At 74.6% G+C, this 22,556-nt stretch carries 16 protein-coding genes; 8 read left to right on the top strand and 8 right to left on the bottom strand.

Annotated elements, in window-relative coordinates; translation table 11 throughout:
* The first annotated feature begins 25 nt into the window (after window positions 1-25).
* The 5 genes from recC (at window position 26) to QQZ14_RS03380 (ending at window position 11,103) form a co-directional block, all read left to right on the top strand.
* On the top strand, window positions 26-3,304 hold the full coding sequence (gene recC, locus QQZ14_RS03400) for an exodeoxyribonuclease V subunit gamma (protein WP_284532761.1): 3,279 nt from the start codon (window positions 26-28) through the stop codon (window positions 3,302-3,304).
* Window positions 3,301-6,636 carry a UvrD-helicase domain-containing protein gene (locus QQZ14_RS03395; RefSeq protein ID WP_284532760.1) on the top strand — a complete coding sequence of 1,112 codons (3,336 nt, stop codon included), beginning with the start codon at window positions 3,301-3,303 and terminating at the stop codon, window positions 6,634-6,636. Before recC ends, QQZ14_RS03395 begins: the two co-directional genes overlap by 4 nt.
* The gene (recD, locus tag QQZ14_RS03390; RefSeq protein ID WP_284532759.1) at window positions 6,629-8,410 is read left to right on the top strand and encodes an exodeoxyribonuclease V subunit alpha; all 1,782 of its coding nucleotides are present in this window, start codon (window positions 6,629-6,631) and stop codon (window positions 8,408-8,410) included. Before QQZ14_RS03395 ends, recD begins: the two co-directional genes overlap by 8 nt.
* A 54-nt stretch (window positions 8,411-8,464) precedes the next feature.
* A complete protein-coding gene (locus QQZ14_RS03385; protein WP_284532758.1) occupies window positions 8,465-9,085 on the top strand; it encodes an ACT domain-containing protein in 621 nt (206 codons plus the stop codon).
* 158 nt (window positions 9,086-9,243) lie between these two features.
* The gene (locus QQZ14_RS03380; protein WP_284532757.1) at window positions 9,244-11,103 is read left to right on the top strand and encodes a sialidase family protein; all 1,860 of its coding nucleotides are present in this window, start codon (window positions 9,244-9,246) and stop codon (window positions 11,101-11,103) included.
* Between the two features lie 48 nt (window positions 11,104-11,151).
* Here the strand turns inward: QQZ14_RS03380 and QQZ14_RS03375 are convergent, their stop codons facing one another.
* The 3 genes from QQZ14_RS03375 to QQZ14_RS03365 all read right to left on the bottom strand — a co-directional run bounded on the left by QQZ14_RS03375 (window position 11,152) and on the right by QQZ14_RS03365 (window position 14,498).
* Complete coding sequence (locus tag QQZ14_RS03375; protein WP_284532756.1) at window positions 11,152-12,456, bottom strand: MFS transporter; 1,305 nt, start codon at window positions 12,454-12,456, stop codon at window positions 11,152-11,154.
* Between the two features lie 89 nt (window positions 12,457-12,545).
* Complete coding sequence (locus QQZ14_RS03370; RefSeq protein WP_284532755.1) at window positions 12,546-13,994, bottom strand: alpha/beta hydrolase; 1,449 nt, start codon at window positions 13,992-13,994, stop codon at window positions 12,546-12,548.
* A gap of 57 nt (window positions 13,995-14,051) precedes the next feature.
* On the bottom strand, window positions 14,052-14,498 hold the full coding sequence (locus tag QQZ14_RS03365) for a nitroreductase family deazaflavin-dependent oxidoreductase (protein WP_284532754.1): 447 nt from the start codon (window positions 14,496-14,498) through the stop codon (window positions 14,052-14,054).
* A gap of 139 nt (window positions 14,499-14,637) precedes the next feature.
* Here QQZ14_RS03365 and QQZ14_RS03360 point away from each other — a divergent pair, with 139 nt between their 5' ends.
* Both QQZ14_RS03360 and QQZ14_RS03355 read left to right on the top strand, forming a co-directional pair.
* Window positions 14,638-15,804 carry an MFS transporter gene (locus tag QQZ14_RS03360; RefSeq protein ID WP_284532753.1) on the top strand — a complete coding sequence of 389 codons (1,167 nt, stop codon included), beginning with the start codon at window positions 14,638-14,640 and terminating at the stop codon, window positions 15,802-15,804.
* 10 nt (window positions 15,805-15,814) lie between these two features.
* Window positions 15,815-16,750 carry a 1,4-dihydroxy-2-naphthoyl-CoA synthase gene (locus tag QQZ14_RS03355; RefSeq protein WP_284532752.1) on the top strand — a complete coding sequence of 312 codons (936 nt, stop codon included), beginning with the start codon at window positions 15,815-15,817 and terminating at the stop codon, window positions 16,748-16,750.
* 10 nt (window positions 16,751-16,760) lie between these two features.
* Here the strand turns inward: QQZ14_RS03355 and QQZ14_RS03350 are convergent, their stop codons facing one another.
* Window positions 16,761-17,675: a DMT family transporter gene (locus tag QQZ14_RS03350; RefSeq protein WP_284532751.1), complete on the bottom strand. Its 915-nt coding sequence runs from the start codon at window positions 17,673-17,675 to the stop codon at window positions 16,761-16,763.
* A 28-nt stretch (window positions 17,676-17,703) separates the two neighbouring features.
* On the opposite strand from QQZ14_RS03350, the gene pdxR reads away from it, so the two are divergent.
* Window positions 17,704-19,173, top strand: coding sequence for a MocR-like pyridoxine biosynthesis transcription factor PdxR (pdxR, locus tag QQZ14_RS03345; protein WP_284532750.1), 1,470 nt, complete (start codon window positions 17,704-17,706; stop codon window positions 19,171-19,173).
* Window positions 19,174-19,189: 16 nt separating this feature from the next.
* Here pdxR and QQZ14_RS03340 read toward each other — a convergent pair whose 3' ends face one another.
* The 4 genes from QQZ14_RS03340 to QQZ14_RS03325 form a co-directional block, all read right to left on the bottom strand.
* Window positions 19,190-19,795 (bottom strand): response regulator transcription factor, encoded by a 606-nt coding sequence (locus QQZ14_RS03340; RefSeq protein ID WP_284532749.1) that lies wholly within the window; start codon window positions 19,793-19,795, stop codon window positions 19,190-19,192.
* Window positions 19,792-20,892 (bottom strand): sensor histidine kinase, encoded by a 1,101-nt coding sequence (locus QQZ14_RS03335; protein ID WP_284532748.1) that lies wholly within the window; start codon window positions 20,890-20,892, stop codon window positions 19,792-19,794. The genes QQZ14_RS03340 and QQZ14_RS03335 overlap by 4 nt, the downstream gene beginning before the upstream one ends.
* Window positions 20,893-20,897: 5 nt before the next feature.
* A complete protein-coding gene (locus QQZ14_RS03330; RefSeq protein WP_284532747.1) occupies window positions 20,898-21,320 on the bottom strand; it encodes a DUF6069 family protein in 423 nt (140 codons plus the stop codon).
* A 111-nt stretch (window positions 21,321-21,431) separates the two neighbouring features.
* A complete protein-coding gene (locus QQZ14_RS03325; RefSeq protein WP_284532746.1) occupies window positions 21,432-22,487 on the bottom strand; it encodes a tocopherol cyclase family protein in 1,056 nt (351 codons plus the stop codon).
* Window positions 22,488-22,556 lie beyond the last annotated feature (69 nt).

Raw genomic sequence — 22,556 nt, 5'->3', positions numbered from 1 at the left:
CCGCGCGGCCGAATAGGGTCGCTGCGTGACGTTGCAGATCCACCGAGCCCCGCGCACCGACGTGCTCGCGGACGCGCTCGGCGACCTGCTCGGCACCCCGTTGGACGACCCGTTCGCCGAGGAGGTCGTGGTCGTCCCGGCCAAGGGCGTGGAGCGCTGGCTGACCCAGCGGCTCAGCCATCGCCTCGGCACCGGCCCACGCGGCGGCGACGGGGTCTGCGCAGGGGTCCGGTTCCTCAACCCGCGCTCGCTGGTCAGCCTGCTGCTCGGCCGCGAGCGCGACGACCCGTGGGACCCCGAGCGGCTGGTCTGGCCGCTGCTCGCGACGATCGACGACAGCCTCGACGAGCCGCAGTTCGCGACCCTGGCCCGGCACCTCGGCCACGACCGCGACGGCGCCGACGGCGAGCTGCGGCGCAACCGCCGCTACTCGGTCGCGCTCCGGCTCGCCCACCTGTTCGCGTCGTACGCCGTGCAGCGACCCGCGCTCGTCGCTGCCTGGCGCCACGGCGACGACGGCGACCTCCCCGAGGACCTGCGCTGGCAGCCCGAGCTGTGGCGCCGGACGATCGCGCAGGTCGACGCGCCGCCGCCCGACGTCCGCCACGAGGAGACCTGCCAGGCCCTGCAGGCGGGCGGCACGGACCTGCCGCTGCCCGGCCGGCTCTCGCTGTTCGGGCACACCCGCATCCCGGTCACCGAGGTGGCCCTGCTGCGCGCGCTCGGCGAGCACCGCGACGTCCACCTGTTCCTGCCCCAGCCGTCGCCGGCGCTGTGGGACGAGCTGGCCGGCCTCGGTGGCGTGGTCGCGCGCGAGGACGACCGCTCCACCGAGCGGGTGGGCCACCCGCTGCTCGCCTCGCTCGGCCGCGACGCCCGCGAGCTGCGCCGGGTGCTCGACGGCATCCCCGCCGAGGAGGTCCCGGCCCCGGAGGTCGCTCCCGGCACGCTGCTCGGCTGGCTCCAGCACGACCTGCGCGCCAACCACGCCCCGACGTACGCCGAGCGGGCCGGCCGCCACCACGCCGACGACGACCGCAGCCTCCAGGTGCACGCCTGCCACGGCCCGGCGCGGCAGGTCGACGTGCTGCGCGAGGTGCTGGTCGGGCTGCTCGAGGACGACCCGACCCTCGAGCCGCGCGACGTCCTCGTGATGTGCCCCGACATCGAGACCTACGCGCCGTTGATCTCGGCGGGGTTCGGGCTCGCGACCACCGACGGGCACCCCGCCCACCGGCTGCGGGTGCGGCTCGCCGACCGGGCGCTCACCAGCACCAACCCGCTGCTCGCGGTCGCCGGGTCGCTGCTCGACCTGGCCGGCGGCCGGGTCACCGCCTCCGACGTGCTCGACCTGGCGGCGACGGCTCCCGTACGCCGCCGGTTCGGGTTCACCGACGACGAGCTCGACCGCGTGTCCAGGTGGGTGGGGCGGGCCGGCGTGCGGTGGGGCCTCGACGACCGGTCGCGCGCGGCGTTCCGGATGGGGCAGTTCCCCCACAACACCTGGCGCACCGGCCTCGACCGCATCCTGCTCGGTGTCGCGATGGGCGGCGACGACCACCGTCACCTCGGCCGCGGGCTGCCGCTCGACGACGTGGGCAGCGGCGAGATCGACCTCGCCGGCCGGCTGGCCGAGCTCGTCGGACGGCTCGAGCGCACCCTCCGCACGCTCACCGCCGCGACCACCGTCGCGGACTGGACGACCGGGCTCCGTGACGGGGTCCGGTCGCTCACCGACGTCGCCGGCGACGACGCCTGGCAGCTGCCGCAGTTCGAGCGCGAGCTCGCCCGCGCCGCGGCGTCGTCCCACGAGGGCGGGCTCGAGATGCGGCTGTCCGACGTGCGGGCGATGCTCCAGTCGCGCCTGGCCGGCCGTCCCACCCGCGCCAACTTCCGCACCGGCAGCCTGACCGTCGCGACCCTGGTCCCGATGCGCTCGGTACCGCACCGGGTCGTCTGCCTGGTCGGCCTCGACGACGGCGTGTTCCCGCGGGCGGGGGCGGTCGACGGCGACGACGTGCTCGGCCGGCACCCGCTCACCGGTGAGCGCGACGCGCGCAGCGAGGACCGCCAGCTGCTCCTCGACGCGGTGCTCGCCGCGACCGAGCACCTCGTCATCACCTACACCGGCGCCAACGAGCAGTCGGGCGCGAGCCGCCCGCCCGCCGTACCCCTCGGCGAGATCCTCGACGCCGCCGACCGCACAGCCGCTGAGCCGGTCCGCGACCGGGTGCTCACCCACCACCCGCTCCAGCCGTACGACGCCCGCAACTTCGCCAGCGCGCGACCGTTCAGCTTCGACACCGCGGCGCTCGCCGGCGCTCGCTCGGCGTGGGGCGTGCGGCACGAGCCGCCGCCGCTGCTGGTTGGGGCGCTTCCCCCGCGGCCGCGCGAGGACGTCTCGCTCCAGGAGCTGCGCGACTTCCTGGGCCACCCGGTGCGGGCGTTCCTGCGCGGCCGGCTCGACGTGGCGACGCCGTTCGAGCCCGACGACCTCGCCGACGCGATCCCGGTGACGCTCGACAACCTCGAGAAGTGGCAGATCGGCGACCGGCTGCTGCGCGAGCTGCTCGCCGGGCACGACCCGGTCGCGGTGATGACCGCCGAGCAGCTCAGCGGGACGCTGCCGCCCGGCGGGCTCGGCACGGCCGCCCTCAACGAGGTCGTCGAGGAGTGCCAGCGGCTGTGGTCGCGCACCGCCGACCTGCGCGAGGGGGAGCGGCGCTCGGTCGACGTCGACGTCGACCTCGGGGACGGCCGCCGGCTCACGGGCACCGTGCCGGGGGTCTACGGCCACCGCGTCGTCAGCCTCGGCTACTCCCGGCTCAACGCGCGGCAGCGGCTGCACGCCTGGGTCGACCTGCTTGCGCTGGCGGCGACCTACCCCGACCAGCACTGGACCGCCCACGCCATCGGTCGCGAGCGCGCCGGACCCAAGCGGGCGCTGTGCGGCCCGGTCGACCACCGCGCCGCCGGCTGGCTGCGCGACCTGGTCGAGGTCCGCGACCGCGGGCTGTGCGCGCCGCTGCCGGTGCCGGTCAAGACCGGCGCCGCCTGGGCCGACGCCCACGCCCGCGAGCTGATGGGCCAGGACACGCCGCCCCTCGACGCCGCCAGGCGGGAGTGGGAGACCGACCCGCACAGCCAGTTCGGCATCACCGGCGAGGACGCCGACCCCTACCACCAGCGGGTCTACGGGCCGAACGCCCCGGTCGAGGCCCTGCTCGCCGCCGGCCTGGCCGAGCACGCCTGGGCGATCTGGGAGCCGCTGCTCGCCGGCGCCGAGAGAGTAGGCCCGCTATGAACACGGGCCCCGAGATGACGCCGTTCTCGATCACCGACCCGCTGCCCACCGGCACGCTCCTGCTCGAGGCGAGCGCCGGCACCGGCAAGACCTGGACCATCGGCGCGCTCGTCACGAGGTACGTCGCCGAGGGGGTCGCCCGGCTCGAGCAGCTGCTCGTCGTGACGTTCGGCCGCGCCGCCAGCCAGGAGCTTCGCGAGCGGGTGCGCGCCCAGCTGGTCGAGGCCGAGCGGGTGCTGAGCGACGACCCGGCGGCGACCGGGGTCGGCGACTCCGACCTGGTCGCGCTGCTCCGGTCGTGGGACCCCGAGCAGCGGCGGCTCGGGCACCGCCGGGTCACCGAGGCGCTGGCCGGGTTCGACGCCGCGACGATCGCGACCACCCACCAGTTCTGCTCGATGGTGCTCGACTCGCTGGGCGTCGCCGGCGACACCGACTCCCGCGCCCGGCTCGTCGAGGACCTCGACGACCTCGTGAAGGAGACCGTCGACGACCTCTACCTGCGGGCGTTCGCGTTCGGCTCCGAGCCGCCGGTGTTCACCCACGCCGAGGCGCTCGCGATCGCCCGGGCCGCGGTCGGCGACCCCCAGGCCACGCTCGAGCCCGCCGACGCGGACCGCGACACGGCGTTCGGCCGCCGGGTCAGCTTCGCCCGCGCCGTGCGTGAGGAGCTCGACCGGCGCAAGCGCCGGCTCGGCATCCTGTCCTACGACGACCTGCTCTCCCAGCTCGCCGACGCGCTCGCCCAGCCGGAGAGCGCCGCGGCCCAGCGGATGCGCGCGCGGTGGCGGATCGTGCTCGTCGACGAGTTCCAGGACACCGACCCGGTCCAGTGGGAGGTGCTCGACCGCGCGTTCACCGGCCACGCGACGATGGTGCTGATCGGCGACCCCAAGCAGGCGATCTACGCGTTCCGCGGCGGCGACGTCACGACCTACCTCAAGGCCGCCGACACCGCGACCACCCAGCAGACGCTCGCGGTCAACCGGCGCAGCGACGCCCCCCTGCTCGACTCCTTCCAGACGCTGCTCGCTGGCGCCGAGCTCGGCGACGAGCGGATCGTGGTGCGCGACGTCCGCGCCCACCACCCGGAGTCGCGGCTGTCGGGCGCTCCCGCGTCCAGCCCGTTCCGGGTGCGGGTGGTGCGCCGCGAGACGTTCGGCCGCAGCGGCGGCAGCACGCTCACGGTCGCCCAGGTGCGACCGCACGTCGCGCGCGACCTGGCGCTCGACGTACGCCGCCTGCTCGCCAGCGGTGCGACCTGGTGCGGAGAGCCGATCCGGCCGCGCGACGTCGCGGTGATCAGCTATCGCCACGCCGACCTCGCCGCGGTGCGCGAGGCGCTCCTCGAGGTGGGGGTGCCGGCGGTGATCGCCGGCGGCGGCAGCGTGTTCGCGACCCCGGCCGCCGTCGAGTGGCTGACGCTGCTCGAGGCACTCGAGCAGCCGCACCGCAGCACCCGCGTGCGGTCCGCGGCGCTCACCTGCTTCTTCGGGCACACCGCCGCCGACCTCGATGCCCGCGGCGACGACCTCACCGACGAGGTGGCCGACACGCTGCGCGCCTGGGTCGAGCTGTTCACCAGCCGGGGTCTCGCGGCCGTGCTGGAGGCCGCGAGCGTCGCCGGGCTGCCCGCCCGGGTGCTCGCCGAGGTCGGCGGCGACCGCCGGCTCACCGACCTGCGCCACATCGGCGAGGCGCTGCACGAGATCACCCTCACCGAGCGGCCCGGCCTGCCGTCGCTGCTCACCTGGCTGCGGGAGCAGGTCGTCGAGGGCCGCGCCGGGCGCGGGGTCGAGCGCACCCGCCGGCTCGACTCCGACGCCGCCGCCGTGCAGCTCGTGACGATCCACGCGAGCAAGGGCCTGGAGTACCCCGTCGTCTACCTCCCCGCCATCGCCGACCGGTTCGTCCCCAAGCCCACGCGGCCGCTGTTCCACGACGACGCCGGGGTCCGCTGCCTCGACGTCGGCGGCGGCGGCCCCCACTGGGCCGACCACTGCCGGCGCTGGGCCGACGAGGAGGCCGGCGAGTGGCTGCGGCTGCTGTACGTCGCCGTCACCCGCGCCAAGTCGCAGGTGGTCGCGTGGTGGGCGCCGACCAAGAACGCCGTCGCCTCGCCGCTGCACCGGATGCTGATGCGCGACCCTGACGGCCCCGACTCCTCCGGCGTGCCCGGCGCGCCGCCGATCCCCGACGACGACGCCGTGGTCGGGCTGTTCGCGCAGTGGCGCGACCGGGGCGGGCCGGCGCCCGAGCCCGCCGTCCACGCCGACCCCGGCGCCGACCCGCCGCGGCCGGACCCGCCCGCGCTCGCCGCGCGGACGTTCACCCGCGAGATCGACACCCAGTGGCGGCGTGCGTCGTACTCCTCCCTCAGCAAGGTCGAGGTCGCGCCGGCCGGCACGGTCGCCAGCGAGCCCGAGGTCACCGCCAAGGACGACGAGGAGCTGCCGGACGGGACCGTCCCGGTCCCCGCGCCGGTCGCGGGCGACGTGCCGTCACCGATGGCCGGGCTGCCGGTGGGCGCGACGTTCGGCTCGCTCGTGCACGCGGTGCTCGAGCACGCCGATCCCGCGGCGCCCGACCTGCGCGAGGAGCTGCTCGGCCACATCGACGACCAGCTCGGCTGGTGGCCCGTCGCCCTTCGAGACGGCCGCTCCGCGGCCTCCTCAGGGACCGAGTTCAAGGAAGAGCTCGCCGACGCACTGGTCGCGGTGTGCGACTCACCCCTCGGCCCGCTGGCCGACGGGGCGACGCTGCGGCAGGTCGGGGTCGCCGACCGGCTGCGCGAGATGGACTTCGAGCTCCCGCTCGGCGGCCGGCCGCTCCGCGACCTCGGCCCGCTGCTCGAGCGGCACCTGCCGCCCGGCGACCCGGTCCGCTCCTACGCCGCCCAGCTCGAGGGACCGCTCGGCATGCAGACCCTCAGCGGCTACCTCACCGGCTCGGTCGACGTGGTGCTGCGGCTGCCCGGGGCGCGCTACCTGGTCGTCGACTACAAGACCAACTGGCTCGGCCCGGCCGACCAGCCGCTCACCGCGCACAGCTATGCGCCGGTGGCGCTCGACGAGGCGATGGGGCACTCCGACTACCCCCTGCAGGCGCTGCTGTACGCCGCGGTGCTGCACCGGTTCCTGCGCTGGCGCCAGCCCGGCTACGACCCCGCGCGGCACCTCGGCGGCGTGCTCTACCTCTACCTGCGCGGGATGTGCGGCCCGGACACCCCGCTGGTCGACGGCGCGCCGTGCGGCGTGTTCGCCTGGCGGCCGCCGGTCGCGCTGGTCGAGGAGCTCTCCGACCTGCTCGACGGGGGTGTGCGACATGACTGAGCTGTTCGAGCCGACCGACGAGCACGACTGGCGGATCACCGCCGGCGCGACCGGGCTGCTCGCCGAGTTCAACGCGGCCGGGGTGCTCACCTCCTCCGACGTGCACGTCGCGACCCGGCTCGGCGCGCTCGGCGGCGAGAGCGACGAGCGCATGCTGCTCGCGGTCGCGCTCGTCGTGCGGGCGGTCCGCCGCGGCTCGGTGTGCCTCGACCTCGCGTCCGTGGCCGCGATCGCTCCCGAGCTGCCCTGGCCCGAGGAGTGGCCGATCGAGGAGTCGCCGCTCGTCCACGCCGGAGTGGTGCGGTGGGAGCACGGACTGCTCTACCTCGACCGCTACCACCGGCTGGAGTCCCAGGTCCATGACGACCTCGCCGCACGGATGGCGCTCCCGCCCCTGCCGGTCGACGAGGCGCGGCTGGAGACCGCGCTGGCGAAGGCCGGCGGCGGGCACTTCAGCGACGAGCAGCGAGACGCCGTGGTCGCGGCCGTGCACCGGCGTACCTCGATCCTCACCGGCGGCCCCGGCACCGGCAAGACCACCACGGTCGCGCGGCTGCTGGCGCTGCTCGCCGACCAGGCCGCCGGACGGGCCACTGGACAGGGCAGTCGGCTGGCGATCGCGCTGGCCGCGCCGACCGGCAAGGCCGCGACCCGGCTGCAGGAGGCGGTCGCCACCGAGCTCGCCGAGATGGCCGCGACCTGGCCCGAGGCGCCCGGGCTGGTCGGCCGGCTCGACGGGCTGACGCTCCACCGGCTGCTGGGCTGGCGGCACGACAACGCGACCCGGTTCCGCCATGACCGCTCCAACCGGCTCAAGTACGACGTGGTCGTCGTCGACGAGTCCTCGATGGTCGAGCTCACGATGATGGGCCGCCTGCTCGAGGCCCTGCGCCCCGACTGCCGGCTGGTGCTGGTCGGCGACCCGCAGCAGCTCACCTCGGTCGGGGCGGGTGCCGTGCTCAGCGACCTGGTCGCCGGCTACGACGGCCGTCCGGACTCGCCGGTGTCGGAGCTGAGCACCAACTTCCGCTCCGAGCAGGACATCAAGTCCCTCGCCGAGGCGCTGCGCGGCGGCGATGCCGACGAGGTGGTCCGGGTGCTCCGCACCCCCTCGACGCAGGTCTCGTGGGTCGAGACCTCCGAGCAGCACGAGATCGAGGCGGCGCTGCGGCCCGACTCGGCCGCGGCGGCCCGCGCGATCTGGGCTGCCGCGAGCCGCGAGGACGCGGTGGGGGCGCTGGCGGAGCTCGACCGCTACCGGCTGCTGTGCGCCCACCGCGAGGGGCCCTTCGGCGTCCGCCGCTGGAACCACCTCGTCGAGCGTTGGCTCGCCGAGGACCCCGAGGTCGGGAGCCAGGAGGTCCTCTACAGCGGCGAGTGGTACGTCGGGCGTCCGCTGCTGGTGACCAACAACGACTACGCGCTCGACGTCTACAACGGCGAGACCGGCGTCGTCGTCCGTCAGGACCGGCGGCGGCGGGTGTTCGTGGGCGGTGCGGAGCGGCTCAAGGAGTTCGCGCCCGGCCGGCTCGACGCGGTCGAGACGATGCACGCGATGACCATCCACAAGAGCCAGGGCAGCCAGGCCGACCGCGTGACGGTCCTGCTCCCGGACGAGGCGTCGCGGCTGCTGACCCGCGAGCTGTTCTACACCGCCGTGACCCGGGCCCGGCGGCACGTGCGCGTGGTCGGCTCGGAGGCCGCCGTACGCGCCGCGGTCGGCACCCTGGCACAGCGCGCGACCGGCCTGCGCCTGCGTCTCGCGGGTGGTTGAGGAAACCCTCCCGCAACGTCGAGAGGCTAGGGTCGATCGCGGATTGGAGTTGTGATGCCCTACCTGCTGCGCGTGGAACTGCCCGACGTCCCGGGGTCGCTGGGGCGGCTCGCCAGTGCGATCGGTGAGGCCGGTGGTGACATCCAGGCGATCGAGATCGTCGAGAAGCACCACGGCGGCACCGCCGTCGACGACGTGTTCCTCGAGACGGCCCCGGGCTCGATGCCCGACTCCATCGTCTCGACGGTCAACGCCCTGGAGGGCGTCCGCGTGCTGTGGATCGGCCGCTACGCCGCGGGCGGCAACCTGTTCCTCGACCTCGAGGCCGTCGAGGAGCTGACCGAGGACCCCGAGGGCGCGCTCGACCGGCTGGTCGACCGGCTGCCGGTGGTGTTCCGCGCCGACTGGGGCGCCCGGGTCAGCAAGATCGACGGGGTCGTCCACGCGACCGGAGCGGCGCCCGACAACCTCACCTGGCAGCCGATCGAGCGGGCCGAGGTGATCGAGGCCGCGGACGAGAACAACATCCACTGCGGCGCGCGCCTCAACAAGTCCGAGATCATCGTGATCGGGCGCCGGGGCGGTCCGGCGTTCCTCGAGTCCGAGATCGCCCGCCTCGGGCACCTCGTCGGTCTGGCGATGTCGATCGCCAAGGCGGCCCGCGTCGCCCGCTGAGCCGCGCCGATGTCCCCTGATTCGAGGCTTCCGTCCCGCCCGGGCCGGGCGTAGCGTGCCGGTGAGCCCGGGGGTGGGCGGCCACTGAACCCTGGCTGGCCGCGGCTCGTCCCACGGCACCGGACCCGGTGCCGTGACCGTCTCGCCTCGGGAGTGTCATGGTCACCATCGCTCGTCACACCCGCCTCCGCCGACACCGGGCCCTCGTGGCCCTCGTGTCCGCGGCGGTGCTGCCCCTCGCGGCTCTCTCGGCCGCCAACGCGGTCGCCAGCCCCGACCGCGCCGTCTCGGTCGACAGCGCCTACGTCAAGGCCAACGGGCGCACACCCTCGGCCGATGACGCGATCCGCGCCTGCGGCACCAACCGGCGCCAGCAGAACGAGCCGACCGCGGCGGTCGACCCGGCCCTGCCCAGCGTCATCACCTCAGGCTCCAACGACTACTGCACGGTGGAGCTGGCCGGCGGCACCTGGGCCGGCTTCTACCGTTCCACGGACGGCGGTCTGACCTGGACCGACTCGCTCCTGCCGGGGTACCCGACCGACGACTCCCCCGAAGGGCTCGCGAGCCCGCTCCAGCAGCGCGGCATCACCAACGCGGGCGACCCGGTCCAGGCGTGGGACCGCCAGCACCGGCTGTTCTACATGGGCAACGCCTTCAACCGGTCGGCACCCCAGAACGGCAGCGTCTGGGTCGCGACGTACGACCAGGACGCCGCCCACTACGTCCGCACGGTGATCGTCGGCCGCGGCGGCCCGGCGCTCAACAGCCGCTTCAACGACAAGACCTCGATCGAGGTCGACCGGGGTCTCTCCAGCCCCTACGCCGGCAACGTGTACGTCGCCTGGAGCGTCTTCCAGGGCGGCGCCGGCAACAACGAGATCCTGTTCGCCCGCTCCACCGACCACGGCCGGACCTTCAGCCGGCCGACCAAGATCTCCGAGGGTTCGCTCGGCAACCAGTTCGCCGACCTCGCGGTCACCCGCAACGGCACCCTCTACGTGGCGTGGAACGGGACCGTGGGGAGCCGGGCCACCGGCCATGACGCCATGCTCTGGGTACGGTCGAGCGACGGTGGTCGCTCGTTCACCAAGCCCGCCGTGGCCGCGGACTTCGACGGGTTCGACGCTGCGGACTCCGCCGGCGACCCGGAGGCGGCCGCGGAGGCGCACGAGGACGCCTTCGCGCACGCCGACGGTCCGGAGTCCGACGCGGAGCCGGACTCCGCGGGCGACTCCCGCGACTGCGGGTCGGGTCCGTTCGCCTGTCGGAGCGGGTTCGTGTTCTTCCGGCACGACAGCCAGCCACGGATCACGGCCGACCCTTCCGACCCGACGAACACCGTCTACATGGCCTACGACGCCACGGTCACCTCGACCGAGGTGCCGTCCACGTCGACGTACAACACCGCACCGGTGCGGGCGGACGGGACGCTGATGGTCGGACAGGGTGCGGTCTACCTGACGTCGAAGACCGGCAACGGCGCGTGGACCACCCCGCGGCGCCTGGCTCCGACGGCGACCGGCCACCAGTTCTTCCCGGACATCAATGCCGACGGCGGCCATCTCTTCGCGCTCTGGCACGACAGCCGCAACGACCCGGAGTACGACGTGCAGAACCCGCCGGGAAACGCCACGGCGACCGACGCCGCCGGCTTCCACCTGCCGACTGTCGGGCTGGACACCTACGGTGCCTCGTCGACCGACGGTGGCGCGACCTGGACGATCGTCCGGCTGTCGTCGGGGTCACAGATGCCGAACTACGAGATGTTCGGTGACCGTCGGGTGCCCTTCCACGGCGACTACAACTACGTGTCGAGCGTCGGCGACTTCGCCTTCGGGGTCTGGACGGACACGCGTCAGGTCGTCGGCGGCGACGACCCGCGGTACGCCGGCGGCGAGGGCTTCGACGTCCTGCAGTGCCGCACGGCGAACCCCGACGGCAGCTTCGGCGCCGACACCTGCCCGAACGCCGGTGGTCTCGACCAGGACATCTACGGCACCTCGTTCACGCACTGACAGCTGACCGCGTCGACCCGCCCGATGTCCCGGGCGGGTCGACGTCGGTCACGGCACGGACCGGATCCGGTTGACGAACACCGAGCCGAGGATCGCGACCAGGAAGGCGACGGCGTACAGCACGCAGTAGCCGACCGAGAACCGCTCCCCGTTCGTCTCGGTCACCCCGCCCGCGGCCTCGACCACGAGCAGGATCAGCGCGGCGATGAACGGCGCGAACACCTGCGGCAGCGCGTTGGCGATGTTGATGACGCCCAGGTCCTTGGCGCGGTCCTCCGCACCGGGCAGCACCTGGGTGATCAGCGCGAAGTCGACCGAGGTGTAGATCCCGTAGCCGACCCCCATCAGCACCGCGGCGGCCACCGCGGCCGGCCAGCTCTGGCCGACGGCCAGCAGCAGCGACGCGAGCGCGCCGACCACCCCCGACCAGGTGACGAACACCTTGCGCCTGCCGGTGCGGTCGCTCCAGATGCCGAAGACCACGGTGGTCGCCATGATCACCGCCGCGTAGATCGCGGTCAGCAGGAACACCCGGTCGTCGGCCTCGTCCTTGTCGACCCCGATCACGTCCTGCAGGTAGTAGAGGAGGTAGAGCAGGCCCAGCGCGTTGCCGAGGTTCACCAGGAACCGGGTGAGCCACGCCCAGGCGAAGTCGGGGTGCTGGCGCGGCGAGATCCAGAACCCCCGCACGAACCCACCCCAGTCGAACGCCGGCGGCCGCTCCGCGGGGGCGAGTGCGATGTCGCGCGGGTCGAAGCAGTACGGCAGCGCCAGCAGGACGAGCACGCCCGCGGTGACGACGTACCCCGCCGCGATGCTGCCGGTGGCCGAGGCGATGCCGGTGCCGGCCACCACACCCACGGTCTGCGCGACCGCGAGGATCCCGCCCACCCGGCCGCGCTCGCCGACCGGCACCTGGTCGGGCACGGTCGCGGTCACCGCGGCGAGCATCGCGTTGAGCGTGGCCTGGACCCCGCACCAGCCGATCGCCATCACCACGACGTTGTCGGCGACCGAGAGCAGCAGCAGCGAGAGCGCCCCACCCGCCGCGCCACCGGCCACCCAGGGCAGTCGGCGGCCCATCCGCAGGCTGGTGCGGTCGGAGAACGCGCCGAAGACCGGGTTGCACACCACCGAGACGAAGGCGCCCAGGCCGAGCACGACCGAGAGCACGACCTTCTTGTCGTCGCCGGCGATCTCCTCGGCCTGCTGCGCGAGCAGCACCTGGATCGGCCCGAAGAACCCCGCCCACAGCCCGATGCTGGCCAGGGTGATGGCCGCGACCCACCGGCCGGGCGGGCTGGTGGTCGGCTCGGCCAGCGCCGAGCGCGGGGCCGGAGTGGTCGCGGTCACCCGCGCATCGTGGCGCACCTCGCGCGTCGAGGCACCAGGAATGGCGGGGATCCGGGCCCCGGGAGAGCCGTTTCAGGTGTCTCGACGCGTCAGGGGCAGCCGACCCCGGAGACGTCCCCGTCGGAGACCACGCCGTCGGGGATGTGCAGGGCGTACGCCGAGCAGTAGTAGAAGCTCAGCAGGTCGTCGCGGTGCAGCCGCACCGGCGCCCATGCGCCGTCGCCGGCCGGCTCGAGGTAGCGGAACGAGTCCCCGAGCAGTGCGCCGGTGTTGCGCCGGTGCTTGAGGTAGCGGTCCAGCCAGCGCTGCACGTAGACGCTGGTGAGGTCCTGGCCGTAGCGGCTGGCCGGCAGCACCAGCGGGATGTCGGTGTAGTCCAGGTGCGTGGAGGCGCGGGGTACGACGAGCATCGCGTCCACACCGGCCGCGCGCCACGCGTCGTACCCGCTCGCGCGCTCGCGCATCGGGTCGGGCCCGTCCGGGGACGGCGACGGGTTCAGCGAGCTGCCGCCGCTGAGGAACCACGGCGAGACGGTGAAGCCGTACTCCGACTGCACGGCCAGCGCCGGCACCACCGGGCGGTTGCCGGTGCCGTCGAGCGGGCCGGAGGAGCTCGGGCCGGCGAGCTTGTCGAGCGCGACGACCGTCGCGACCCGGCGGTCGGTGCCCTGCACCTTCGACACCGCGGCGGCACCCATCGAGTGGCCGATGATCGCGATGCGGGTGGTCCGGCCGGGCGTCGCCGGGTGCGGGTCGGGGGAGAGGTCGAGGCTGCGGCGGAACGGGTTGGCGGTCGAGGTGAAGAAGTCGAGCGCGTCCTCGGTGCCGACCACGAAGTTCGACAGCTGCTGCGACGGGACCCCCGGGCAGCCGAGCATCTCGCCGTCCTCGGGCGCCGCGAACGGGTTGCAGAACGGCAGCGTGTTCTCGTCGGCCGGCGACGGCTGGTGCGGCAGGGTCTCGCTGGCTCCCTGGCCCTGCACGTCGTAGGTGAGCACCACGTAGCCGCGCTCGGCGAGGTCCTGCGCCAGCCACTCGTACATGCCCTCCGAGCCCTGCACGGACCCCTCGGTGACGACCACGCCGGGGAACGGCCCGCGAAGCGGTCGGCCGGTGTACGGGTCGCTCGCCCCGGGGAGCGGCTTGTAGACGTGGCCGCGCAGCTGCGCGCCGTACCGGTTGGTGAACGTCACCGCCCGCGAGACCCCGCGGGTGCCGTTCCAGCCGGCACGCAGCGGGTTGCCGACGTTCCAGCCCGGCACGACGTTGCCGGGCGTCAGGGCCGGATGGGTCGGTGACGCGACCTGGGTCAGCAGCTGGTCGACGGTGCGCTGGGTCGAGGCCGCGACCAGCGCCGGGAGGTACGTCGGGTTCTGCAGCTGGCCGCCCGGACCGGTGATCCGGCCGTAGGCGTCGGCGATGTTCTGCAGGTCGCGCCGGGTGTACGCCGGGTCGGTGGGCGCCGGGTCCGCCCCCGCGGGAGCGGCGAGCACCGCCAGGGCGATGGCGGTCAGGACAGCGGGGACGAGGCGTCGCATGGCCGGTCCAACGACCGACCGGCCCTGGGGGTGACGTCGGGCGTGCCCCCGGTGAGGTCAGTCCTTGCGCTCGAGCAGGAACACCGGGATCTCGCGGTCGGTCTTCTGCTGGTACTCGGCGTACGGCGCGTACTGGGCGACCGCGCGCTCCCACCACTCCGCGCGCTCCGCGCCCTCGGCGACGCGCACCGAGTAGGTGTGCTTCTCGGCCCCGTCCTGGAGGTCGACCTCGGGGTGGGCGACGAAGTTGTAGTACCAGGTCGGGTGCTCCGGGGCGCCGCCCTTGGACGCGACCGCGGCGTACACGCCGTCGTTCTCCACACGCATGACCGGGTTCTTGCGGAGCTTGCCGGACTTCGCGCCCTTGGACGTGATGACCACGACCGGCCATTCGGGCTTGCCCATCAGCAGGTTGCCGCGCTGGCCCCCGGAGGACTCGAACTCCTCCACCTGGTCGCGGACCCACTGCTCGGGACTGGGCTCGTACTCGCCTTCGAGAGTCATGTCCCCAGAAGACCACGCGAACCCGCGGTATTCCAGGTCCCGGCCTGGCTAGGATGAGCCGCATGCTGCACCTCCGTGACTGACGGTCGACCGCCCTCCACCGGTCCCGTCCACCTCTCCTGACCTCACGGAGTCCTCCATGTCCGGCACGCCTCGTGCCGGGGGCCGCCTGCTCGCCCGTCCCGCCGTCCTGCGCACGTTCGCGCTGGGACTGGTCGGCCGGCTGGGGTACGGCGTGCTCCCGCTCTCCTTCCTGTTCACCGTCCGCCAGGCGACCGGGTCGTTCCCGGCCGCGAGCGGCGCGGTCGCCGTGCTCGGCCTCGGCACGCTCGCGATGCCGCTGCAGGCGCGCGCCCTCGACCGGTGGGGCCAGCGGCGGGTGCTGCCGCTGCTCACCGGCTCGTGGGTGCTGGCGCTGCTCGCCGCGGTGGCGCTCTCGCTGGCGGCCGTCGCCGCGCCCGCTGCCTGGCTCGTCGCCGCCGTGCCGCTCGGCCTGCTCGCGCCCGCGCTGGGACCCTCGATGCGCGCGCAGTGGCGGTGGTTCACCGAGGGCACCGACCTGCGCGCTCGCGTCTACTCCCTCGACACGGTCGCCGAGGAGGTGCTCTACCTCGTGGGACCGGTGCTCGCCGCGGGACTGCTCGCCGTCGGCCCGGCTCGCTGGGGGCTCGTGCTCGTCGCCGGCCTGGCCACCGCCGGTACGGCGGCGCTGGCGGTGTCGCCCGCCGCCGTGGCCCGGGCCGAGACGGGAGCCTCCCGGGGCAGCCTCGCCGGACCGGTACGACGGCCCGGCATGCCCCGCCTGCTCGCGACCATGGCGTGCTTCGGCGCCGGCTCCGCGCTCACGCTGACCGGCGTCGCCGCGGCCGCCGACGGCGCCGGCCACCCGAGCTGGGCCGGCGCGGTCGAGGCGGGGATCGCGACCGGCTCGGTCGTCGGTGGGCTGCTCTGGGCGTCCGGTCGGCGGGTGCTGCCCGCGGTCCGGGTGCTGCTCCTCGGCTGCGCCACGCTGCTGGCGGTCGCGGCGGCCGCGCCGTTCTGGGTGGCCGCCGCGCTCCTCGCGGTCGGCGGGCTCGCCTGGGCGCCGACGTTCATCGAGGCGTTCCAGGCCGCGGACCGGCTGGCTCCCGAGGAGCAGCGGACCGAGGCGTCCACGCTGGTGAACACCGCGACCAACCTGGCGTCCGCGCTCGGGACGGCGCTCACCGGTGCGGTCGTCGCGGCCGGGGCGTCGCCGTACCTCCCGGCGGCCGTGGTGGTCGCCGGCGCCGCCCTGCTGGCCGGGTGGCGGGCGCGGGGCCGTTAGCCTCACCCGCATGAGCGCGATCGACGGGGTGTCGGAGATCTTCGACGCCGACGCCTGGGACACCGTTCCCGGCTTCGAGGACCTGACCGACCTCACCTACCACCGGGCCAAGGCCCATGGCACCGTGCGGGTGGCCTTCGACCGGCCCGACATCCTCAACGCGTTCCGCCCGCACACCGTCGACGAGCTGCTGCGGGTGCTGGAGCACGCGCGCACGTCCAGCGACGTGGGCTGCGTGCTGCTGACCGGCAACGGCCCGAGCGCCAAGAACGGCAAGTGGGCGTTCTGCACCGGCGGCGACCAGCGGATCCGCGGCCGCGCCGGCTATATGTATCAAGATGAGCACCGCGCCGAGGGCGAGACCGCGGAGACGATTGTCGACAAGGCCAAGCTGGGCCGGCTGCACATCCTCGAGGTGCAGCGGCTGATCCGGTTCATGCCCAAGATCGTGATCTGCGTGGTGCCCGGCTGGACGGCCGGCGGCGGGCACAGCCTGCACGTGGTCTGCGACCTGACGCTCGCGAGCGCCGAGGAGGCGCGGTTCAAGCAGACCGACGCCGACGTCGGCTCGTTCGACGGCGGGTTCGGGTCGGCGTACCTCGCCCGCCAGGTCGGGCAGAAGTTCGCCCGCGAGATCTTCTTCCTCGGCCAGGAGTACTCCGCCGAGGACGGCGTCCGGATGGGCACGGTCAACCGCGCGGTCCCGCACGCCGAGCTCGAGGCGGTCGCCCTGGAGTGGGGCCGGATCATCAACGGCAAGTCCCCGACCGCGCAGCGGATGCTGAAGTACTCCTTCAACGCGATCGACGACGGGCTGGTCGGCCAGCAGCTCTTCGCCGGAGAGACCACCCGGTTGGCCTACATGACCGACGAGGCCCAGGAGGGTCGCGACCAGTTCCTCGAGAAGCGCGAGCCCGACTGGTCGCCGTTCCCCTGGTACTACTGACCCACGACGGCTACGGCGCGGGCTCCAGGAGTACGGCGCGCTCGCGCCGGCCGTCGCGGCCGCGGTCGTCGGCCCCCCGGAGGCCGATGGCCAGGCCCCCGGCGATGACCGCGAGGCCGACCCACACGAGCAGGCCGGGCCAGTGCCCCGTGGTCGCGATGCCGACGGTTGCGGCCGCCACGGGCGCGATGCCGCACAGCAACGCCGCCCGGCCGGCGCCCAGGTGCGCGACGGCCGAGTACCACAGCGCGAAGGCGGCGGTCGTGACGACGACCGCGAGATAGCCGACCGCGAGCACGTCGTCGCGCTCGAGGCGGGACACCGCGTCGTGGCCCTCCGTCGCCAGACTGAGGGCCGCCAGCAGGACGGTCGCGATCCAGACCGTGTGCACCGAGACCCCCCACGCTCCGTGGCGGACGAGGACGGGGAGCGCCAAGAGCGTGAAGCCGGCCTCGCAGGCCAGCGCCACCGCGGCCCACCCGACCCCGGCCGCGTCGGTGGCGCCGGTCCCCTCGACCAGCACGCTCCCGGCGGTCACGACACCTGCGGCGACCAGGAGCTGGGCGCGCGGCGCCCGTCCCTCCAGCAGCGGCCCGAGGAGGCCGATCGCCACCGGCGCTCCGGCCACCGCGACCGCGATGACCGCAGGCTCGGCGTGCTCGACGCCGCGCACGACGGCCACGTTGAACAGGACGAGGCCGCTCGCCGCGACACCGACGAGCCACAGCCACTCGACGCCGGCCGGAGCCAGCACCCTGACGCCGACCATGCGGGCGACCACCAGCAGCAGGAGCGCCGCGGCGGCGTACCGCAGCCCCTGGGCCGCGAACAGCGGCGCGTCGACGAGCGCGTCCGAGACGCCGACGCTGCTGCCGACGAAGGACATCGCGAGGGCGCCGCGCACGAGCGAGGAGCGGGTTGCCATGGTCGCAGCCTGGCAACACCATGGACTGGTGAACAGGTCCACAACGCAGGCATCTGACCGGTCCACAACCGGCATCGACTTCCTGCGTCTCGACCTTGCGGACGCGCCGCGGGGCGGACTCTCCGCCTGGCTCGCGGCGCGGATCCGGGAGGCGATCGCGCAGGGTGCCCTCCAGGCCGGGACCCGACTGCCCGCGAGCAGGGACCTGGCCGCCGACCTCGGCGTCTCGCGGGGCGTGGTGACCGAGGGCTACCGACGCCTTGCCGAGGGCGGGTACGTCGTCGCCCGGGGCCGGGCGGGCACGGTCGTCGCCCCCCGTCCCTCGGCCGTCCACCCGCGCGGGGCGCGGGTCGGCGCGACACCGTCGGTGCGGTTCGAGGCACCCGACCTCGGCGTCTTCGATGCGCTCCGGTCGTCGAAGGCCCGGATCGACCTGACGCCGGGCGTCCCCGACCTCGCGTCCTTCCCGAGGTCGGCGTGGCTGCGGTCCGAACGCGCGGTGCTCGACGACCTCCCGTCCGGCGGGCTCGGCTACGCCGAGCCGGCCGGCGTCCCGGTGTTCCGGGCGGCGGTGGCGTCGTGGCTGGCCCGCTACCGAGGCATCGGCGCCCGCGCCGACGAGGTCGTGGTCGTGGCGGGGGTGGCCCAGGCGCTCGCCATCCTCGCCCGGGTGCTGCCCGACCACGGGATCGACCGGATCGCCGTCGAGGACCCCGGGTCGTTCGGCGCGCGTCGGCACCTCGAGGCCTGGGGGATGAGCACGACACCGGTGGTCGTCGACGAGCACGGGCTCGACGTCGCCGCACTGGTCGCGGACGGGGCGCCGGCCGCGCTGGTCACGCCCGCGCACCAGTTCCCCACCGGTGTCGTGCTGGGAGGTGCCCGCCGCCGCGAGCTCTTGGAGTGGGCGGCCGCCGGCGGGATGGTCATCGAGGACGACTACGACGCCGAGCACCGCTACGACCGGGCGCCCGTGACGGCGCTGCGGGCCGCGACCGGTGAGCAGATCTGCTACACGGGGAGCCTGTCGAAGACCCTCGCGCCCTCGCTCCGGGTCGGCTGGCTGCTCGTCCCCGACCACCTGCGGGCGAGGGTGGTCACCGCCAAGCGCGACCTCGACCTCGGGAACGCGACGCTCCCGCAGCTCACGCTCGCACGCCTCATGGACAGCGGCGACCTCGAGCGGCACCTGCGATCGATCCGGACCCGTCACCGCCGGCGCCGGGATGCGATGGTCGCCGCCATCAGGACCCACAGTCCGGGTTGGCAGGTCCACGGGTCCGCGGCCGGTCTCCACCTGACCGTCACCTACGACGGGCCTCCCGGCAGCGATGTCGAGGTCGCGCGTGCCGCGCTCGACCTCGGGGTGAAGGTTCACCCGCTCAGCTGGCACCGCTCGGCGGGCGGACCACCGGGGCTCGTCCTCGGCTACGCGGCGAGCACGCCCGCCCAGATCGAGGCGGGCATCGCTCTGCTCAGCACGACGACGCTCCGCTGATCGCCACCGACGCCGGTCAGAGCCAGCCGTGGTGGCGGGCGAGCAGTGCGGCCTCGGTCTTGTTGCGCGTGCTGGTCTTGCCGATCGCGTCGCTGAGGTAGTTGCGCACGGTGCTGGCCGACAGGTGCAGTCGCGCGGCGATGTCCGCGATCGAGGCGCCGGTCTCCGCCTCCGCCAGCACGTCGCGCTCCCGTGCGGTGAGCGGGTTGACGGCGGTGCGGAGCGCCAGCCCGGCGAGCTCGGGGTCGATGACGGTCTCGCCGGCGGCGACCCGGCGGATCGCGTCGGCGAGGCCCTCGACTGGGCCGTCCTTGACGAGGAAGCCGGCGGCGCCGGCGGCCATGGCCCGTTGGAGGTACGCCGGGCGGGCGAACGTCGTCACGATCACGACCCGGCAGCCCGGCAGCTCCTCGGCCAGATGGGCGGCGGCGTCGAGCCCGGAGAGCTCGGGCAGCTCGATGTCGAGCAGGGCGATGTCGGGTCGGTGCTCGCGGGCCGCCGGGAGGATCTCGGACCCCGTCGAGACCTGGGCGACGACCTCGAGGTCCCGCTCCAGGCCGAGCAGCAGCGCGAGCGCACCTCGCATCATCGCCTGGTCCTCGGCGAGCAGCAGCCGGATCACTCGGTGCCGCCCGGGACGCTCGCGACCAGACGGAAGCCCGCGGCGGGCTGGTCGACGACGAGGTCGCCGCCGGCGGACGCCAGCCGGTCGCGGAGACCGGCGAGCCCCCCGAGCCGGACCGTGGGGGGCGTGGGTGCGCCGATCCCATCGTCGGCGATGGAGAGCCGGAGCCGGCCGTCGTGCTCGGTCAGCTCGATGGCGCAAGAGCTCGCTCCCGAGTGCCGCAGCACGTTGGTGGCGCCCTCGCGCAGCACCCACGCCAGCGTCTCGTCCGCCTTGCCAGGCGGCGGCGGCGCGGTCCACTCGACGGTGGTGGCGATGCCCGCGGCCGCCAGTGCCCGGCGGACCCCGTCGAGCTCGTCGGCCAGCGTCGGCGCCCGCATCGCGTCGACGGCCTGGCGCACGTCGACCAGGGTCCGGCGGCCGATCTGCTCGATGTCGGCGGCCTGTGCCGCCGCCTCGTCGGGGTCGGTCGCGGCGAGGCGGCGTACCGCCTGCGCCTTGACCACCATGACCGAGAGCGTGTGCCCCAGCAGGTCGTGCAGGTCGCGCGAGAAGCGCTCCCGCTCCTCGCTGACCGCCTGCCGGGCCAGCTCCTGCCGGGTCCGCCGCAGCTCCGCGACGGTGTCGAGCAGAGCGGTGAACGCCGTGTTGGCGGCACCCGCCAGCAGCACGACGAAGCCCTGGGTCCACATCCTGGCTGCGTCGTGGGGCTCGACGGTCCAGGCCGCCCACATCGAGACGCCCGCCACCAGCGGCACGGCGACGACCGCTGACCGCCACCGCAGCACGGCCGGCACCGCGTTCGCGAGCACCAGCCAGGTGGTCAGCCACTGCTCGCCGTGGTGGGTCGCGCCCGCGAACGTCGCGGCGGCCAGCGTGGAGAGCGCCACGTAGCCACTCGGGCCGCGGGCCGACCGCGCCCCCGCGACGGCCGCAACCAGTGCGGCCACCGCGATGACCACGATCAGCGTCACCCGGAAGACCCGGGCTCCGACGGTGCCGTGGAGGTCCAGGATCGGCCCGAGCAGGAGCAGCGGCGTCCAGAGCAGGACGGAGGCGTTCCGGTGCCACGCGCACCTGAGGTCGTCTCGCACGGCGATCACGCTACGCGGCTGCGCCGGAGCCCACCCAGGACCACGGCGCCGACGAGGAGGTGCAGGACCGCCAGCACGACGGCGGCGGAGAGGGTCGTCGCCGACAGCGGACCGGCGAACGACAGCACCCAGACCGCGGCCGCCACCACCGTCCAGCGCCGCACCCCGTGCGCCGTACGGCGTTCCAGGAGGCGCAGCAGCGCGACGCCGGCCGCCGCCACCACCAGCGCCGTGAGCAGCACCGAGAGCGGGCCGACCTCCCGCGAGTCCGACCCCGACCGGACGGCGAGGTCGATGCCGGCCGCGCGGGCCGTGAGCCACACCAGCATGGCGACGGTGCCGGCCGCCACCACGACCACCGCCTCACGGCGGATGGCCGGCGCCGGCGCGGGCACGTCCGTCGGTCGGGTGCCCGTCAGGTTGTCCATGTCGATCCTCCGATCCCGTCCGGCGGTCCCGGGCGTGGCCACGACGCTAGGAGCGGCGGGCGGGTGCCGGGCAGGGGAGGATGTGGACGGTCGGCGGTGACAAATGTCGGATCAGCGATGGGGCGCGGCGTCGACGACGTGCGGACCGTGGCCCCGGCGTTCGATCTCGGCGCGGGCGCGGTCGATGCCGCCGTGCTCGAGGGCGGCGACGTGGGACTCGCCCTCCCACACCAGCCGCCCGAGCCGCCAGACCCGGACCCGCATGGTCGCGCCGAGGTGCTCGATGGCGCCCGGGACGTTGCGGCGCTCAGCCGGCAGCGGCACCGGCAGGACGTGGGCGTGGTCGAGCGACCCCGTCCCCTCGACCTCGACCCGCCACCGGGCGCTGCGGCCGCGCAGCAGCCAGCGCTCGTCGGTGACCTCGGCGCGCACCGGCGAGACGACCGGGTCGCCCAGGCGCAGGAGCCGCCCGCCGGGCAGCAGCACCACGAGCGCGGTCACGGTGGTGCGCAGCGGCCCGGCGGTGACGTCGCCGCCGGCGAACGCGACGCACACCGACGGGTCGGCGAACCCCTGAGCCTGCCCCCACCACCACGACTCGGGGAAGCCGCCCTTGCCCCAGTTCTTCTCCGCGTAGACCGCCCATCCGTCGAGGTCCCAGGTCTGGTCGCCGACCACGGCCCGTCCGTGCGCGGCGCCGCCGAGCAGCCACGGGTGCCAGTACTGGTTCAGCCCGGGCACCGCCTGGAACACGCTCGACCCGCCCACGGCCCGTCGCGGCCACGGCGTCGGGTGCGTGACGGTGACGTCCAACCGGGCGTCGGTGCCGAGGTCGACGCGCAGGCCCTCGGACATCCCGTGGAAGGAGTCGCCCGCGAAGGCCCCCAGCCCGGTGCTCGACGCATGGCCGTTCGGGTGGACGACCGTCCGGAGGAAGCCGTGCGGGTGGGCCGCGAGGCCGAGCGTGGCCCAGTGCCCGTCGGCGGCCCGGTTGACGCCGTTGAGGGCGATCACGACGCGCCCGGTGCCCGGGTCGGTGAACCGCCAGAAGTAGCCCTCCATGGCGACGTCGTGCGCGGGGAGCGGGTCACCCCAGGGCCGGTCGGCGCCGCTGGCGCGGTACGCGTGCCGCGCCCGCCGTACCGCGCTCACCGCCGAGGACCCCATCGGAGCATCATGTCAGCGCCACGACGACGCGACCTGGCAGCGTGAGGGCGGAGTGACGAGGGACCGTTG

The sequence above is a fragment of the Nocardioides sp. T2.26MG-1 genome, from assembly GCF_950101795.1.
Taxonomy (GTDB): Bacteria; Actinomycetota; Actinomycetes; order Propionibacteriales; family Nocardioidaceae; genus Nocardioides.
The sequence above is the reverse complement of the archived record's forward strand: the minus strand, read 5'-3'. Positions and strand labels throughout refer to the sequence as shown.